Here is a 17,217-nt window from a genome sequence, read left to right as displayed (position 1 = left end):
TAGAATTTGAACTTGATGCTATAATTATAACCTAATTTTAGATTTGTCTAAAAATGCAAAAATTACTCATCACCGGCAGTAGTGGTTTTTTAGGTTGGAATCTCTGCCAAGTTGCCCAACAAAACTGGCAAGTTTACGGGGTTTATTTTTCCCATCCTGCCGAGAATTCCGCCATTAACCTCAAAATTGATATCACAAATTTTGCCGCTTTAAAACAGCTTTTTTCTGAGGTTAAACCGGCGGCTGTCATTCATACGGCGGCTCAATCTCAGCCGAATTTATGCCAAAATAATCCTCAAGAATCATATCCTGTAAATGTCACTGCTTCTTGGAATATTGCCGGCCTTTGTGCAGATTATAATATTCCTTGTGTTTTCACTTCAACAGACTTGGTTTTTAATGGCTTAAATGCACCCTATAAAGAATCTGATCCTGTCTCACCGATCAGTATTTATGGCGAACAAAAAGTTATGGCAGAAACAGGTATGTTGGAACGTTACCCACAAACCGCAGTTTGCAGAATGCCTTTAATGTTTGGTGCCGGCAGTCCCCATTCACAAAGTTTTATTCAACCTATGTTAAACTCTTTACGGGCCGGTAATGAATTGGCTTTATTTATTGATGAGTTCCGCACACCGGCCAGCGCAACCTCCGCCGCTAAAGGTTTATTATTGGCTTTAGATAAAGTTCATGGTATTATTCATCTGGGAGGCAAAGAACGAGTTTCCCGTTATGAATTTATGCGCTTGCTACTGCAAGTTTTAGAAATGAAAGAGGCTAAAATTACAACTTGCCGCCAACAAGATGTTAAAATGTCGGCACCGAGGCCGGCAGATGTTTCTTTGGATAGTTCTTTAGGTTTTAGTTTAGGATATCAGCCTTTGAGTTTACGCGAAGAATTTAAGTTTTTAAAAACTCAAAATTTAGGCATTAAAAGTTAGCAAAAAAATATTTTAATTGGATCAATTACCTGAAATTACACAATAACCATGAATTCTGATTCTCTTAACATTATTATAATTGGTGGCGGCGCTGCCGGCTTTTTTGGGGCAGTTTCAGCCGCAGAAACTAACCCTCATTGTCGGGTGACAATTTTAGAAGCTGCGCGGGAACCTTTAGGCAAAGTTCGTATCTCTGGCGGCGGACGTTGTAATGTGACACATTCTTGTTTTGATGCGGGTAGTTTGGTGCAAAATTACCCCAGAGGTGGTAAAGCTTTACGAGGTGCTTTTACTCGTTTTCAAGCCCGTGATACCGTCAATTGGTTTGAAAGAAAAGGTGTAAAGCTAAAAACCGAAGAAGATGGCAGAATGTTTCCGATTACAGATAATTCTAACACGATTGTTTATTGTTTGTTGAATGCAGCCGAAGATGCAGGAGTAAAAATTTACACCGGCACCTCCGTAGCTTCAATTTCAGCCCTTTCTCCAGGCTTTGAAATTAATCTAAAAGCTGGCAAAACTTTAAAAACAGACCGGCTTTTACTCGCCACCGGCAGCAACCCAAGCGGTTACAAATGGGCGCAAGAATTAGGTCATACTATAGAAAAGCCGGTGCCTTCTTTATTTACATTTAATATTAAAGATGAACGCTTACAAGACTTAGCCGGTGTGTCTGTTGCTAATGCAACTGTTCGCTTAACTGACGCCAAATTAGAACAAACAGGGCCGGTTTTAATTACCCATTGGGGGTTAAGCGGGCCGGCTGTTTTAAAATTATCAGCTTGGGGGGCAAGATTTTTGCATGATAGCGCTTATAAAACAACCATTACTATCAATTGGTTGCCGCAATATAAGCAGGAAAAATTACGGGAAATGTTGCTTGCTGTTAAATCTCAATTACCCCAAAGAATGGTTTCTTCAAGTTGTCCGCTTCCCATTCCCCGCCGGCTGTGGGAAAAGTTAACTGTTGCAGCAGAAATTGATGAAAATAAACGTTGGGCAGAAGTTTCTAATAAATCTCTTAATTTGCTAATTCAAGAATTAACTGGAGGCAAATATCAAGTCACCGGCAAAGGAGTTTTCAAAGAAGAATTCGTGACTTGTGGCGGCGTAAACTTAAAAGAAATTGACTTTAAAACAATGGAAAGCAAAATTCAGCCAGGTTTATATTTTGCCGGGGAAATTTTAGATATTGATGGCATCACCGGCGGTTTTAATTTCCAAAGTGCTTGGACGACAGGCTGGCTGGCAGGGAAAGCAATTTCTCAATAGTCGCCACCGGCTAATGCCAAGAGTTTTAACCGGTGGCGTTAGTAGCTTTATATCCAGCCTTCGACTTCTAACTCTTCAATTAACTGTAAACCACGCGGATCACCAACTCGCAATAACGAAGCTTTGGCATCTTCGCGTACACCCATATCCTCATCCTCCGCAAAAGCCTCAATCAGAGCATCAATTGCGGTAGCATAAACCACATTAGAAGGCAATTCTCGACATAACTGGCCTAAAGCCCAAGCACAATTACTTCTGACAGCCGGCACCGGATCACGTCGCAAAGCTTCAATAATCGGCGGTAGAGACGCAATCACCGTATCATACCCCACCGCTGCCATTTGGCCCAATGAACTCGCCGCCCAGAGACGCACAGCCGAAATTTCAGTTTTCAACGCATCTAGTAGCGGTGCCAAAGCACGACGATCTCCGCAGTTTCCTAGCGCCCAGACAGCGCCTTTGCGGACATAACCATTCCAATCGCGGTTAAGCTGTTCGATGAGGGGTTCTACGGCATCCTTGCTGGGGTTTCGCCCCAAAGCATAGGCTGCACTTACCCTGATCAAAGGGCAAGCGTCTTTTAATAGTTCAATAAGATGGGGTATGGCTCGCGGATCTTGCACTTCGCAGAAAGCACGCGCTGCTAACATCCGTTGCTGAGGTTGCGAGGATGTAAGCAACGGCAACATTTCCTCTGGATCTGGTTTGGGAGGCTCTACCTCATCCATACTATCCAGAGGGCTTTCAAATTCGCCCCCATCCGTTAGTGTTTTTAAGTCATCATAATCATCCATATTTGTAAATTTACCGCAGGATGGTTCTGTGTGATGCAGGTTTGGTTAGGTTTCTTTTGGTGGTAAGGGTTTGAGCATCCAAAGGGACTGGGTTGTATAGCCAAGTTTACGATATAAGTTTAATGCTGGCTCATTTTGGACAAAAACTTGCAGCCCTATTTGTTTGTCTCCGCGTTGTTGTGCCCAGCTTTCGGCTTGCTGCATTAAGAAACGCCCTATGCCTTGGTAGCGGTGTTGGGGGGCAACATATAATAAAAATACATGGCTGATGCGGCTGCCGGTGACTTGATCGATGGCATTACCTAACCATAAACCGGCAATGGGATTGTTTTGTTCCTCATCGGCGCTGTCTACCCACCATAGCGGCGTTTTGCTGGAAAAATATTGCTCAACGGTACGAGCCAGATGTGATAAGTCTTGATCGGGGTAAAGTTCATGGTAGGTTTTAGCCATGAATTTTACCACCAAGGCTCGATCTAAGCTAGTGCCGGTGCGGAGGTTGTATCCGGGGATATTCACGAATTTGCTTATTTATAGAACAAAAGCAGGGGTTCTCAGAAACCGGGTTTTAGCAGCAAAGACCTGTAAAAACCCGGTTTCTTTGGTCTTGATGCGTTTGTCCTAATTTAGTTAAATTGCCCAGAAAGTAAGGAGTCTTCTGGCAAACCTCGAATGAGGCTAGAAAGGGAAGCTGGTAAACCGGCTTCTGCGTGGAGGTTTTGAAAGGATGTGCTGGACGTTTGGGGGGCTGCTTCTTCTATGGGTGCCGGTGCTGCCATATCTGCCGGTAAGAAGCTACGGATACCGACGGCGACTAGGGCAAATACGAATACTAAGACGATTAATAGGGGGGCGATGTATTGACGGAAAATAGCCATATTGGGATTTTTGTATTGTGAGGTGTGCAGGCTTTGGGGGGTGGCTGTGCCCGCTCTGATTTGGGCATTGGGCCCTGATGAGAAGGCTGTCAAGTTTTGTAAATGTTTTTTTTATTTTACTGTAATAAGGGGTGCTGTGTTTTTGGAGTTTTTGATTTTTTAACCGTAGATATAAAGCAGGCAGGATGCCTGCTCCACAAATAAACGCAGATAGGTTTTGATTGGGTTAGCGGCGTTTTGGGGTTATTCTGCACCTAGAATGCTTGCAAGTAAGGCTTTTTGAACGTGCATTCGGTTTTCGGCTTGATCCCATACGCGGGAGTGGGAACCTTCGATGGCTTCATCTGTTATTTCTTCGCCTCTGTGCGCCGGCAGGCAATGTAAAACTATGGCGTTTTTATCGGCCACACTTAACAGTTTTTCGTTTAATTGATAAGGCTGAAAAATGGGAATCCGGCTATTGGCTTCTTCTTCTTGTCCCATGCTTGCCCAAACATCGGTATAAAGTGCATGGGCGCCGGTGGCTGCGGCGATGGGGTCGTTTGTTATTGTTACTTCGCTTTTGCCATTGGCGTAAGCTTTTGCTTTTTCGATAATTTCTGCCGATTGTTCAAAATTTGATGGGGTGGCTACTCGTACATTTACTCCCATCATTGCACAACCTAACATTAAAGAATTGGCAACGTTATTGCCATCTCCAACGTAAGTAACAGTTAAATTTTTAAGGTCGCCAAAACATTCTTGAATTGTTAATAAATCCGCCAAGGCTTGACAAGGATGCGCTAAATCGGTGAGGGCGTTAATAACAGGAATTTTGGCATAATTGGCAAAGGTTTGTAAGTCTTCTTGGGCAAAGGTGCGAATTGCTAAAACATCTAAATACCGATCTAAAACTCTCGCAGTATCGATGATCGGTTCGCCGCGACTGACTTGGGTAACATTGGGGTTGAGGTCGAGTACCTGTCCTCCCAGTTGATACATGGCGACTGTAAAGCTAACTCTTGTGCGGGTAGAGGCTTTGTAAAATAATAGTCCCAAAATTTTATTACAGCGCAGGTTAACCTTGCCGGCTTTCATATCCGCTGCGAGTTGCAGTAACTCTGCGACTTGTTGCCCAGTTAAGTCTGCCAAACTCAAAAAATCTTGTCCTTTCAGTGTTTCTGTGATCATCCCCTCTTCCTTTGCTCAATCTTGGTGGTAATTTTAGTTAATTTTTTGCTCTAATCCTTTTTTGCAACCGCAAGCGCAAACTCCTGAAGGCTGCATTTAGCATAGATTACCACAGGCATGAGGATTTTAGATTGCTCTGGGGGGCGATAGGAGGATTTTAGAGAATAATGCCGGTTTTTGTAGGGACTCACCTTTTCCTAAATTCTAAAGGCTACGCTGTTTAAAATAATTTTGTTATTTTTGCTACAAATAAAATTAGGCTGGATGTTAACCAGCCGATGCACGAATATTTCTAGCGGGTGCCGGGAAAATTAGTCTTGGAGGACAAACGACGAGGGTTTTTTTTCTGCCAGCAGAAAGTGGATGTGCTGCAAAATGTTGTCTAAACCGGCATCTTTGGCTAAAAAACTATCTGCCTCTGGGCAAATTTCATAGCCGGCTTGTTGATCACGGGTGCTAATAAAGCCGCTTGCCAAAACCAAGATCGGCGGATTTTTTAATTTTGATTTTATATTTCTGATAATTTCGCTGCCGTTGGTTTTGGGTTCAAAGACTGCCCTCGGAAGTGAGAAATCTACAATTGCTAGATCAAAGCGATCTACTTGGCCCAGAAAAATCTCTACATCGGCGAAAACTGAAACTTGATAGTATTTTCTAAAAAATCTCTGGATCGTAAAACACCAGTTTTCATCATCATCTAGTACCGCTATTCTGTGCATTTTTCTGTTTCCTTTTCGCTTACTTAAAAAATTTTAAACGCCGTGTCCCGATTGTGTGGGTTTTTAAAGATAAATTTTATAACATCTCAAAAAACTTAATGTATTGTAACCATTTTAACTTGACATTTTTTTTCATATCTGCCGGCTTAATGTTTTCTGGCTTTTATTTGTAGCTTTTATTTATTGAATGATGTTTGAGGATAATCGCTTTTTTCCCAGTTTTTCATGGGTGCTGTCTTTATCCCGTCCTCACTTTATTTGGTTGTTTCAGTTTTGCTAAGGTAACTTTTTGCTAAAAAAACCCACTTTTTGTTTTAACTCAATTAAGCAACCTCAGCTAAAACTGGTTTCTATAATTCTGTAGTTTAGCCTAAAAAAAATGGCTGGGGTACTGAAAAATCTTTGTCTGCCAAATACTACCGAACGAGGTCAAGAAGAGAAGAAGCTTAAAATAATCTATTTTATTTTTCCTCAGCAGAAAGCCAAGCAAAGCGACCGGCCTGTGAAGGCAAGGCTTTGGATAAAAATCAGTCGGTAAAAATGGCATTCTCTAGTTCTGCTCGCTTTGTTTTTTGGTGAGACGCTCAATTAAATTTAATAAAAATTCATAATCTGTGATCGGTTTGGTGCAAAATTCATCGGCTTGAGACAGGGCGAGTAAGGTTTGCCGCTCGGTCAGCATTGCGTAGGCTGTGACCATAATAATCGGAATGTGGGCAGTAGGGGGTCGAGTTTTGAGGATGCGTGATAAGTCTGCGCCGCTGATTTCTTGGCCTTGCCACGAAGCGCCCGGTAAGTTTACATCCATGAGTACCACGTCTACGGTGCCTGCTTCACATTGCTTAACAATTTCTGCTGGCTCATCGCTGATGGTTACGTTGTGTCCTCCGATGCGCTGTATTAATTTTGCAGTTCCCTTTGCTAGGAGATAATCGTCATCTACTAATAAAATATTCAATCAATACCTCTCAAATATTGCTCGTAATGTGATAGTTAAAGTAGCTATTTTTAGCTTTAAGAATGGAAACTTTGAAGAAACTATAGTACCCCTGGGGGTGGGAAGTTTTTTCGTTTTTAAACTCGGCTATTCGTCATTGAGTATTAGTCGGAAACGTCATTTTGATAGGGTAACGAGAAACTGACGGTTGTGCCTTGATTTTTGCCGGCGCTTTCGAGGCGAATTCGGCCACCCATGAGCTCTACCAGACGCTTACATACGGTTAAACCGAGGCCGGTGCCGCCATAGCGGCGCTTGATACTGCCATCGGCTTGCACAAAAGGTTCAAACACCATGTCGCGTTGATTGGCGTCAATTCCTATGCCGGTATCGGCTACAGAAATTTCGATAATGGGGGCCGGTGCTTGAGATATGTCGCTTTTCACAGGGCGATAAATTGCTCGCAAGCGAATTTCGCCTTCGGTGGTAAATTTAAAAGCATTAGAAAGCAAATTTGTCAAGATTTGCCGCATTTTTACTGTATCAGCCCAGACGGTTTCGACTTCACACTCAACAATCAGCGGGATATTTTTACGCCGGCTATCGACCGAAAACAAGCGCCGCAGTTCTTCAAGCATGGGTGGCAAGTTGACTTCCTCAAAGTTGACACTCATCCGACCGGCTTCTATTTTGGCAATATCCAAAACATCATTAATAATTGCCACCAAATTTTCGGCTGATTGATAAGCAATAGAAATGTACTCTTTTAACTCTACTTCATCATCATAAAATTCTTCTTTAAGAAGTTTTAAGTAGTTAATTGTTGAGGCTAAAGGCGTGCGTAACTCGTGGCTGGTGGAGGAAAGAAAATCTGATTTGAGGCGGCTGGCTTGTTCGGCGGCGGCGCGGGCGGCTTTGAGTTCTTGATTTCGCATTTCTACTAAAAGCCGGTGTTCGCGTTCCCACAAAAAAAGCCGGTTTTGCATCACAGCCATTGCAACGTGGGTACCGAGAGATTGAACTAATTCTGTTTCTTCATTGGTCCAGGGATGAGCTTGACCGCGTTTGATTTCGCGCCACGCATCAAAAGAATCCCTTACTCGCTGGATTCTTTCATCGGGGTTAAACCGGCCTGCCCAAACAATATCTGTATCTATTTGATTGCGAAAAACGCTCAAGCAACCCAAAGAATATTGGCCATAACGCATGGGCATGACTAATAATCCCCGGATCAAAGTTGAGCCAAAGGTTTTAGCTACTTTTAATAATTGGGGTTCCTGGTAAATATCATCAATTACGCGCAGAGGCGCGGTAGCTTTTTGATAAAAGTTTAAATCTTCTAGGGGATTTGGCAGTAAATCAGACCAAGGCGGCTCGCTGCTGTCGTAGTTGTCTTTAAAGGCGGCTTGTAAAGATTGGGCCGGCCAACCCATCAGAGATTGCCAGTAGGGGTGATGTTCTAGCCAGTCGGGGTAGTTGCTTTGAGGGGGCTGTTGTGGTTGGGTGCCGGTGGTAAACAGTTCTGCTGTGGCGCTGGTATCTAAGGCGACGATATAAAGCCGGCCACCACTTCCGCCCACCGCCGCCACAATTTTTTCGAGTACGCTTTGGAGAGTTTCTTTGATATTCAAAGGTGCGTGCAAGAGGGTGGAAACTTGATTTATCAAGGCTTCCCGGCGAGTTTGGGAGCGGGCTTGGCTGAGTAGTTCTGATTGGGAAATTGCCACTGACATTTGATTGGCAATCATTTGGACGATTCGCAGTTGTTTGGAAGAAAAGCTTTTTGATGTACTGTGGTGGGCTGCGAGTATCCCCCAGAGTTTTTGCTGGTGCATCACCGGCACGACTAAAGATGACAGCACTCCCATTGCTTTTAAATAGTTGACGTGGCAGGGGTCAACTGGACGCTGGATAATGTCTTCAATGGGTTCTTTTTTCAAGTCTTCTAGGGTGAGGTCGCCGGTGGTTTCTGTTTCGAGGCGGTTGAGGATAATCTGCTGTTGGGCGACATCGACTATAGAGCGGGTGCGGGCTTTGATGAACATTTCGCGGGCGTGCGGGGGAATGTCGCTGGCCGGAAAATGTAATCCAAATAAGGCCGGCAGGCGATTTTTGTGGATCGATTCCGCAATGACAATGCCGGTGCCGTCTTCTTCAAACTTGTACACCTTCACGCGGTCTATGTCCAAAAACGAGCGCATTTCGGCTGCGGTTGCCGAGAGAATTTCTTGTAGCTCTAGGGACTGGCGGATACGGTTGGTTATTCGGTTTAACAAGTCTCCTTCGCTGAGGGAGGTAGCTGTATTTTTTCTGTTAAGTTTGCCAGACATGGGTTGTTCCCTTTTGCTGCTCTAAATTAAAAAGCCAGCCTTTTATATTCTTCAATAATACCAAGCTTGTCAATATTGGGTGGCGGTTTCGCCAATGGCTTTTAAGTCGATTTTTGTTTACAATAGGGCCGACTCTCTATTAAAAAAGTTGTTCCCCATTGCCCACAAATCGTTATATTTTTTTAAACTTTTATGGCAAATCTTAAACTCTTGGAGTTGGTCAACAAAGGGGTAGATTGTTGGAACCAATGGCGCAGCGACTATCCCGAAATTCAGCCGGATCTCAGCAGAGCGATTTTACCGGAGTTTAATCTCCAAGGTTACAATTTGGCCGGGGCTGACTTGCGCGAAGCCAATCTCTACGGTTCTAATTTGGCCCTTACTAATTTGAAGGGTGCTAATTTGAGCGGTGCGGATCTGCGTTGTTGTGCTATGGCCGGTGCTAATCTCTGCGATGCTTGTCTTGTTTCAACGGATTTTCGTAAAGCTAACCTCAGCGGATCTCTTCTTAAAAAGGCCGATTTGCGGCTGGCTTTTTTGTACTCTTGTAATCTCCAAGGTGCCGATTTTACAGGGGCTAATCTCCAGCGCGCAGATTTGACGTGCGCCCTTGTAACGGGGACAATTTTTCACCAGGTTAATTTAGAATCTGCTAATCTTTCCGGCGTTGATTTATCGACGGCTGATTTAAGGGATGTTATTTTTCCCAATGGTAATGGGTGAATAGGCAATTTTATTTTAGAATTGAACAGAAACAAGTTTTTTAAAGCAAACGCCTGAATTTAAGCGGTTATTTCCTTGGCAAAGCAACGTCTCGATAGTTTATTGGTAGAACGTGGATTATGCGCCTCTCGACAGTTGGCGCAGCGGTTGATTGGTGCCGGAGAAGTGATGGTTAATCAGCAGGTGATTGATAAACCAGGCACGGCTGTTGATGTGGAGGCGAAAATTTCTATAAAAGAGCGTTCCCGCTTTGTTTCCAGAGGTGGAGAAAAGTTAGCAAAAGCCTTAGAAGTTTTTGCTATTAAGGTGCAAGATCGCATTTGTTTGGATGGGGGTATTTCTACGGGTGGTTTTACGGATTGCTTATTACAGGCCGGTGCAAAATTAGTGTACGGTATTGATGTTGGCTATGGTCAAGTGGACTGGCGTATTCGCACCGATGAACGGGTGATTTTGCGAGAACGCACGAATTTAAGACACTTGACAAAAGCAGATTTATATGGTATTGAAGGGGCCGACATAAAGGCGGAAAACCTGCACCAAAAGCCCCTACCAGATTTGGGTGTTGTGGATGTTTCTTTTATTTCTTTAACCAAAATATTGCCGGCTTTGTTGGAATTATTAGCACCTCCAAAAGAGCTAATATTGTTGGTGAAACCGCAGTTTGAAGTCGGGAAAGAAAAAATCGGAAAAAAAGGTGTAGTAAGAGATGCAGATGCTCAAGCTTTTGCCATTCAACAAGTATTAGAAACGGCGAAAATTTTGGGTTGGGAATATCGCGGTTTAACATTTTCTCCAATTACGGGGCCGGCGGGGAATATTGAATATTTGTTATGGTTGGGAATAGATGGAGGAGTGCCGGTGCCTGTATTTAAAGAAATCACAAAAGCAGCACAAAAACAATTAAAAACCGCAGACGTAGGCGGCTAACTCATCTGCGTTTATCCGCGTTTATCTGCGGTTAAATATTTCCTGCTTTAAACGAGCAATAATTGTATCTGGTTCAGCCTGATTTAAGATAGTTTGAATGATGGTATCTGGCCCCATTGGCCCCCAGGTACAACCTTGTTCTAAATAGATTTTTGCGGCTTGTCCAACACTATAAGCACCATAACCGGCAAAGGAACCTTGAGCAATAGCAGAGCCGGCAAAGGTAGCAATTCCCATACCATCGCCCATACCACCGGCGGCGGCACCGGCTGTTTTACCAATTCCTAATATTAATCCGCTGCCTAATTCGCCTAAAAGTAAGCCGCCAGAACTGAATAAAATGGTTTTCCAAAGTTTGCTGGCTTCGTAGCCGGTCATGGGTAAACCATAGAGTTTTGCCAGGGAACGAATTAAGATTAAATCTGCACCAATTCCGCCTAATAAATCAAAGAAAGCGATGGGGTTAAGGCCGACGGCTAAGGCTTTGTATTTGGCGAAATCCCAGATAAGTTTTTCGGCTGCTTCTTCGCGGGATTGTAAGAGTTTTTGTGCAATGTTTGTTTGGGCTGTTTTGGCTTGAATTAGGGCGTTTAAGGCGAGTAAAGATTTGCCTTCGCTGTTGAGTATTTCTAGGATTTTGAGTTTGAGTTCATCGATGATGGGTTCTGGGGTTTCCCATTCGTAGGTAATGCGTCCATCCGGCCATTCAACACGCACTTGTAGGGGAATAGGTTCGGCGGCTACCATGACGATTTCATCGGGTAAAATGATCGTTTCGCCACTGCCTAATTCTTGGAGTTGTTGATAGATGGCGTTGCGATCTTGTTCAGGGTAAAGGTCAATTTTGTTAAATACTAAAATCAGGGGTTTTTGGGTTTTACGAAGTTCGGTTAGGGCTTTATATTCGGTGCGAGTGATGTCACCGGCGACTATAAATAAAATTAAATCAGATTGACGGGCGATGTCTTTTGCCATTTGGGCGCGGCTTTCGCCTTCGACTTCATCTAAGCCGGGGGTGTCGGTTAGTTCGACGATTATTTTACTGTCGGGGTTGGGTGTCCAGCGGACGGTTCTGGGCCATTGGGTGATGCCGTTGATGGGGCCGGTTTGGAGGATTTTTTGCTCCATTAAGGCGTTTAATACGGATGATTTGCCGCGACTGACTAAACCAAAGGCTGCTATACGAATGATGCCGGTGTCGAGTTTGTTGAGGTTGCCGGTGAGGGTATCGAGTTGTTTTTGGAGGGTGGTTTGGAGTTGGGTGTCTTTGCTGAGTTGGGGTTGCCGGCGGATGTGGGAGTACCAGGTGAGAGATTGGCGGAGGCTTCCTTTGGCGCTGTTGATGTGGCTGTCGCCTCGGTTGGGTTTTGGTTGGGGTGTGTTCAAGGTTGGTTTGGGAATTTGGGGGGTTATAGGTTTATTTTATCAGTAATTTTGGGGGGGTTTGGGGGGATAATTAGGCTCAGCAGTATACAGCCAAATTTGACTTCTAGGCATAGTGATCATCTTCATAAACTTCTCTTTTACAAACATCAACAAACTCAGTGATTTTGCTACCATCTCAATAGTAGGAAACCATCATTTCAGCATACAAAAAAGGTGGGCTTTGCCCACCCTAATTTCTACACCGGCACCTTCGCATCCGGCATCAACCGCCCAATCCCTTGCCTCACAAAAGATTGCAAAAACTCCTTACGTTGATTCTGCTGAAAAACACTTTGCAAAGTATTCTTTAATTGCTCAAAATTCAAACCGCGATTCTCCGCCGCACTAATTTCTTGCTCTTGGAAATACTCAATCAAACTTAACCCGGCAATTCGTGTCAAATATGCCGCACTCACACCCTGCACAGCACCACCGGCAACAAAGGTAATGGCATTACTTTTAAGGATATGCGTCACCGTCTGCGTAGACAGTTCAACTAACCCCAACTTAAACATAAACTCAGCCATTGTACCCGCGACAGTTTTAGCTTGCTCAAACGAAAACTGTTGCTTATAAATCCCCCCCAAATCTACCACCAACTGCGCCGTAATTGCCCCCGTTGCCAACAAATCCAAAGCCGGCACCGGATTCGCAAAAGCAGCCGCCGCCGCAATCCATTGTGATTGTTCTATAATCGGCAAAGCGCGTTCTTTCCGCACCTTATTTAACAGCATTTTCGCTTCAGATTTGATAGTATTCACAGAATGCAAGCTGCCGCTATAAATTAATTGCTGCGCTTCGTTTTCCAAAATTTCATTTAGTCTGCCGGTTAAAGCTGCAATTTCTGGAGTTTGTTCTTCCAGCCATTCTTGCCAAGAACCATCTTCTAAATGACGGCGGACTTTCACCGGCGCCGGAGAAGCCGAAATCGCCATTACATCCCCCAAATTAAGCGTTTCTTGCAGTCTAATTTGCTGTTGTTGCAAAACCGAGGCGCGTTCTTCCGGCAAGCATAAATCTTGTTTATTCCACAGCAACAAAGTCCGCAAACCGCTATTTTTTAATTGCTGGATAACTTGAAACTCAGGATCAGTAATATCCCCAGTCGTTACAAACAGCACCAAATCAGCTTTAATCTGCCAATTTGGATCAGAAAATAACGAGGAAATTTCTGTAAAAATAACCTTTTGTGGTTGCTCTTGCCAGTTTGCTTGCAACAGTTGTATTAAAGTGCTCTTACCGCAATTTTTCCCCCCGACAACAGCAATGCGAACTTCGGGCCGGTCGAGTTCGGCGGTTAACTTCGAGATTTGTTCTTGTAAATTTTCACAAATTACATTAATTGCTGATTTTGCGTTAGAGTCGAGAGATTCGGTTTCCGATTTCAACGCCGTAATAGAAGCTTCAGCCGTTGCAATGGCTTTTTCTAACGCTTCTCTGGTAAGGGGAGAAGTCATGCTGGGGAGGAATGGTTGGGTAATTCCTTGCAACCACCAAGCAATACCGCCGGCAGCTAATACCCCTAACATTGTCCAGTCTCCCATATTTACCAGAGAGTGATGGACGGTTTGAAATATCCCCAAAGCAGCAGTTAAACCTAAACCACCTACTAAAATCGGTTGTTTCATTGCCATAGTACAAAATTTAATAATTTTTTGGGATCGTGCGAATGAGAAGGAAAAACAGGGTCAAGTATTCCCTACCATATTCCTTTTAAGCTAATCTCATTCTACCTTTTGGGGGGTTTAGCCGGTGGTGTCGTGGCTTGCAAGCGATGGTAAGATTTCACTAATTTTTAGGTGTGTACTTCGCTCTTCAACCCATTCTAAGATTAGCAGCCAAGCGTCCCGATATTCGGCGGAGCGAGGTTTTCTCTGGCGTTTCTCAGCTTCTACAAGGTGTATCTCGCTTTTATAGCCGGTGAATATCTCTACCGGAAACACATAAAATAAGTCGAGGTTTTCGATATAAACTAAGGCAAAATCAAAGTCTGTTTGCTTGTAAGCTTCTCGAAGCATGACGCGGCGATTTGTTTTCGTTCGCCGGTTGTCTGTAACATAGTTACCAGATGGGGCATCCAGCCAGGCATATTTGACTTGAATTTTAACTAAAATTCCTTCTACATCAAAAACTAAATCGTAAGCCAGCCTGTCTCCCACCGGCTTTAACACTCCCCAGCCACGCTTAAGCGCCTGCAATACGGCGGCTTGCTCTGCAATATCACCTTTTAGCTTTGTATCCACCGGCTTTTTTAGCTACTGCGGCTTTTTACTCTACAAAAAAACCCCGCAACCTTAAAGATTACAGGGTTTTTTTGGTATTTGTCTTTAATAGCGGGAAGTGGATTTGAACCACTGACCTTCGGGTTATGCTTACCTACTACAGCTTTCGCTGCCTGGAATTTGTAGCACAGGCATCTTGCCTGTTATCCCAGTTTGGGGTCTGGACTCTCCCTTCATCCTCAGCCTAACTGTTAGGATGCCTTCCATCGAGCCTCTACACCTTCCCCGTTTCTGGGGCTTGGCTCGGGATTACCATTTTACAGGCTTCCCCGAATTTGAAAGGTTGTCATACACGAGTTTCCTTGTGTACAGCCCATTGCAACGTTAACTTTAAAGTTAACTTTGTCGTTGAGCCCGACGAGCTACCAGGCTGCTCTATCCCGCGTCGCTTTCTTTATTATAAGCGCATCTTTCTTGATTTGGCAACCCCTTGAGCAAAAGTTTTTTTCAACGAGCCGGCACGACCTCTGGAAGCATTAGCCTGCGGGAGATGAGAGCCACTCCATCGGCTCTCAGGGCAAGGCTGTCGAAAAGTGAAAAAGGGTTTTTAGCAAAAAAATCTTATCAAAGGAGGCGAACCGGCGCTCTCAAATTGAACCTAACGACCGGCCCCGACGGGCTGACGATCCGTTTCTTGCCGTTTGTGTTTAAGGGTTTGCAACTCAAGCAATAGGGTATCGATTTCAGCTTGGAGGTGCAGATACTTAACTTGCTGATCGGCGGGTAATGGAGATTTCATGCAATGGTTAAGGTTAGGTTTGGTGGGTGACAAAGGAGCAGCCTTTTGTGGGGCTGGGGATTGAGATTGTTCGCTGGCGGTTGCCAAACTAGGCGTATCGGCAGACATAGAAAGTGGGGTAGTCATTTGTACTTACTCACACCTGAGAAATATCTTAACCTGAAATATAAGTTAATTTGCATCCACTTGTACACTTTTACGGTAATGTGTCAGTTTCCGAAGTGACTGGGGATGGGGCATGGGAAAGGAGGGCAACCAGGAAAACCAAAGAAAAGGACATTTGGGATTGGGTAATTCTGAGAAAAAACGCAGGCTATCGGGATGTTCAAGGTAAACTAGAGGTTAAAACAGATACTTTTTGCATCCTAAACTTCTAAATATCGTGACTCTGAGCCTGTCTGCTAATTCGCCTGCCAAACCCGCCTCCCCGATGAGCAACTCACCGGCTACCTATAAAGGTTGGCCCGGATTAATCGAAGCCTACCGGCCTTATTTGCCGGTGAGTGAAACCACGCCGGTTGTGACATTGCACGAAGGTAACACGCCGCTGATTCCGGTTCCCGCGATTTCCCAAATCATCGGCAAACAAGTCAAAGTTTATGTAAAATACGACGGCCTCAACCCCACCGGCAGCTTTAAAGACCGAGGGATGACAATGGCCATTTCTAAAGCCAAAGAAGCCGGTGCCAAAGCCGTAATTTGTGCCAGCACCGGCAACACTTCTGCTGCTGCGGCTGCCTATGCTCGTCGGGGTGGAATGCGAGCTTTTGTCTTAATTCCCGATGGCTATGTGGCGCTTGGCAAATTAGCGCAGGCATTGGTTTACGGGGCGGAAGTGCTTTCAATTAAAGCCAATTTTGACCGGGCTTTAGAAATTGTCCGCGAAATGTCGGAACATTACCCGGTGACGCTGGTTAACTCTGTCAACCCTTACCGGCTGGAAGGTCAAAAAACCGCAGCTTTTGAAATTGTCGATGTGTTAGGAGAAGCGCCCGACTGGCTGTGTATTCCAGTGGGAAATGCCGGCAATATCAGCGCTTATTGGATGGGATTTTGCCAATATCACCAAGACGGCAAATGCCAACGTTTACCCCGGATGATGGGATTTCAGGCGGCTGGGGCGGCGCCTTTGGTGCATGGGGCTGTGGTGGCGAATCCTGATACGATTGCAACGGCAATTCGGATTGGCAACCCGGCTAACTGGCAAAAAGCAGTGGCAACTTCCCAATCCAGTCAAGGCGAGTTTGCGGCGGTGACGGATGAGGAAATTTTGGAGGCTTACCGGCTTTTGGCAAGTCAGGAAGGAGTTTTCTGCGAGCCGGCCTCTGCGGCTTCGGTGGCCGGTTTATTGAAGGTGAAAGACACCGTGCCCGAAGGGGCGACAATTGTCTGTGTGCTAACCGGCAATGGTTTAAAAGACCCCGACTCAGCCATTAATCATTGCAATAATCAGTTTAAAGCGGGGGTTGCTCCTGATTTAAGGGCGGTAGCTCAAGTGATGGGTTTTTAGGTAAGACGGGGTAGGCGCTGGTGGTTTTTTGATCGCCCGCGCTTGCTGGTTTTGGCGTAGCGGAAAGAGTTGCGCGATGGGCTTTAAATTGTCCTACTGCATCGGCGAGGGCGTTTGTTAAACTTTCGCGGGTTTTGATGTGGGCGGTTTTTTCAATTTCTAAGGCTTCGTTGAGACGGGCTACTTCTTCGAGGGCGGCTTTTTGTTGTTTAATGAGTTGCAGTAATTTGGAGCGCATTGTGTGGGGGCCGCTGCTACCGCTGGTGAGGGCTGCTAAGAGTTGATCGGCCATTTGTTCGAGGGCGCTGTCGGGGCCGGTTTGTTGAATTTCTACGACTACGGGTGAGCCTTCTTTGAGAAGCTGATTTTCTGCTTTGAGGGCTTCAATGGTTTGCTGTGCTTGTTTGATTTCGTTGCGCCGCTGTTGGGCTTCTTTGTTGTAGAGTTCCCGCCAGCGATCCGCCCCGCTGTGGGCTTCTTCGATTAAACGTTCTTTGTCGGCGATTTGCTGTTGCAAGTCTTGGATTTCTTGTAACCACTGGGTGACATCGTGATTCATAAGTATAT

The 17,217-nt window shown here is 44.9% G+C and carries 17 protein-coding genes; 5 read left to right on the top strand and 12 right to left on the bottom strand.

Annotation, left to right across the window (positions count from 1 at the left end; genetic code table 11):
* The first annotated feature begins 53 nt into the window (after positions 1 to 53).
* Positions 54 to 941: an NAD(P)-dependent oxidoreductase gene (locus NG798_RS10225; protein WP_261222411.1), complete on the top strand. Its 888-nt coding sequence runs from the start codon at positions 54 to 56 to the stop codon at positions 939 to 941.
* A gap of 48 nt (positions 942 to 989) precedes the next feature.
* Complete coding sequence (locus NG798_RS10220) at positions 990 to 2,213, top strand: NAD(P)/FAD-dependent oxidoreductase (RefSeq protein ID WP_261222410.1); 1,224 nt, start codon at positions 990 to 992, stop codon at positions 2,211 to 2,213.
* A gap of 47 nt (positions 2,214 to 2,260) precedes the next feature.
* On the opposite strand, the gene NG798_RS10215 is transcribed toward NG798_RS10220, so the two are convergent.
* The 7 genes from NG798_RS10215 to NG798_RS10185 all read right to left on the bottom strand — a co-directional run bounded on the left by NG798_RS10215 (position 2,261) and on the right by NG798_RS10185 (position 9,041).
* Positions 2,261 to 3,007, bottom strand: coding sequence for a HEAT repeat domain-containing protein (locus tag NG798_RS10215; RefSeq protein ID WP_261222409.1), 747 nt, complete (start codon positions 3,005 to 3,007; stop codon positions 2,261 to 2,263).
* A 45-nt stretch (positions 3,008 to 3,052) separates the two neighbouring features.
* Positions 3,053 to 3,526: an N-acetyltransferase gene (locus NG798_RS10210; RefSeq protein ID WP_261222408.1), complete on the bottom strand. Its 474-nt coding sequence runs from the start codon at positions 3,524 to 3,526 to the stop codon at positions 3,053 to 3,055.
* A 107-nt stretch (positions 3,527 to 3,633) separates the two neighbouring features.
* On the bottom strand, positions 3,634 to 3,885 hold the full coding sequence (locus NG798_RS10205; protein WP_261222407.1) for a hypothetical protein: 252 nt from the start codon (positions 3,883 to 3,885) through the stop codon (positions 3,634 to 3,636).
* 243 nt (positions 3,886 to 4,128) lie between these two features.
* Positions 4,129 to 5,055, bottom strand: a complete 927-nt coding sequence (gene argF, locus NG798_RS10200) for an ornithine carbamoyltransferase (RefSeq protein ID WP_261222406.1) — start codon at positions 5,053 to 5,055, stop codon at positions 4,129 to 4,131.
* A gap of 311 nt (positions 5,056 to 5,366) precedes the next feature.
* On the bottom strand, positions 5,367 to 5,774 hold the full coding sequence (locus tag NG798_RS10195; RefSeq protein ID WP_261222405.1) for a response regulator: 408 nt from the start codon (positions 5,772 to 5,774) through the stop codon (positions 5,367 to 5,369).
* A 550-nt stretch (positions 5,775 to 6,324) separates the two neighbouring features.
* Positions 6,325 to 6,732 carry a response regulator gene (locus tag NG798_RS10190; RefSeq protein WP_261222404.1) on the bottom strand — a complete coding sequence of 136 codons (408 nt, stop codon included), beginning with the start codon at positions 6,730 to 6,732 and terminating at the stop codon, positions 6,325 to 6,327.
* A 143-nt stretch (positions 6,733 to 6,875) separates the two neighbouring features.
* Positions 6,876 to 9,041, bottom strand: coding sequence for an ATP-binding protein (locus NG798_RS10185; protein WP_261222403.1), 2,166 nt, complete (start codon positions 9,039 to 9,041; stop codon positions 6,876 to 6,878).
* A gap of 192 nt (positions 9,042 to 9,233) precedes the next feature.
* Between NG798_RS10185 and NG798_RS10180 the strand changes: the two genes are divergently transcribed.
* Both NG798_RS10180 and NG798_RS10175 read left to right on the top strand, forming a co-directional pair.
* Positions 9,234 to 9,764, top strand: coding sequence for a pentapeptide repeat-containing protein (locus NG798_RS10180; RefSeq protein WP_261222402.1), 531 nt, complete (start codon positions 9,234 to 9,236; stop codon positions 9,762 to 9,764).
* Between the two features lie 75 nt (positions 9,765 to 9,839).
* On the top strand, positions 9,840 to 10,694 hold the full coding sequence (locus NG798_RS10175; protein WP_261222401.1) for a TlyA family RNA methyltransferase: 855 nt from the start codon (positions 9,840 to 9,842) through the stop codon (positions 10,692 to 10,694).
* 21 nt (positions 10,695 to 10,715) lie between these two features.
* On the opposite strand, the gene NG798_RS10170 is transcribed toward NG798_RS10175, so the two are convergent.
* From NG798_RS10170 to NG798_RS10155, 4 genes are all read right to left on the bottom strand, one after another.
* Positions 10,716 to 12,080, bottom strand: a complete 1,365-nt coding sequence (locus NG798_RS10170) for a GTP-binding protein (protein ID WP_261222400.1) — start codon at positions 12,078 to 12,080, stop codon at positions 10,716 to 10,718.
* Positions 12,081 to 12,316: 236 nt separating this feature from the next.
* On the bottom strand, positions 12,317 to 13,753 hold the full coding sequence (locus NG798_RS10165; RefSeq protein WP_261222399.1) for a DUF697 domain-containing protein: 1,437 nt from the start codon (positions 13,751 to 13,753) through the stop codon (positions 12,317 to 12,319).
* A gap of 111 nt (positions 13,754 to 13,864) precedes the next feature.
* Positions 13,865 to 14,362 (bottom strand): group I intron-associated PD-(D/E)XK endonuclease, encoded by a 498-nt coding sequence (locus NG798_RS10160; RefSeq protein WP_261222398.1) that lies wholly within the window; start codon positions 14,360 to 14,362, stop codon positions 13,865 to 13,867.
* A gap of 637 nt (positions 14,363 to 14,999) precedes the next feature.
* A complete protein-coding gene (locus tag NG798_RS10155; protein ID WP_261222397.1) occupies positions 15,000 to 15,266 on the bottom strand; it encodes a hypothetical protein in 267 nt (88 codons plus the stop codon).
* Positions 15,267 to 15,570: 304 nt separating this feature from the next.
* On the opposite strand from NG798_RS10155, the gene thrC reads away from it, so the two are divergent.
* A complete protein-coding gene (gene thrC / locus NG798_RS10150) occupies positions 15,571 to 16,650 on the top strand; it encodes a threonine synthase (RefSeq protein ID WP_261222621.1) in 1,080 nt (359 codons plus the stop codon).
* Here the strand turns inward: thrC and NG798_RS10145 are convergent.
* Positions 16,595 to 17,209, bottom strand: coding sequence for a hypothetical protein (locus NG798_RS10145; protein WP_261222396.1), 615 nt, complete (start codon positions 17,207 to 17,209; stop codon positions 16,595 to 16,597). The two genes, thrC and NG798_RS10145, sit on opposite strands and share 56 nt — an antisense overlap.
* Between the last annotated feature and the right edge of the window lie 8 nt (positions 17,210 to 17,217).

Origin of the sequence: Ancylothrix sp. D3o, from assembly GCF_025370775.1 — a bacterium.
Classification (GTDB): domain Bacteria; phylum Cyanobacteriota; class Cyanobacteriia; order Cyanobacteriales; family Oscillatoriaceae; genus Ancylothrix.
Note: the sequence above shows the minus strand (reverse complement) of the source record. Positions and strands in the feature narration are given on the sequence as shown.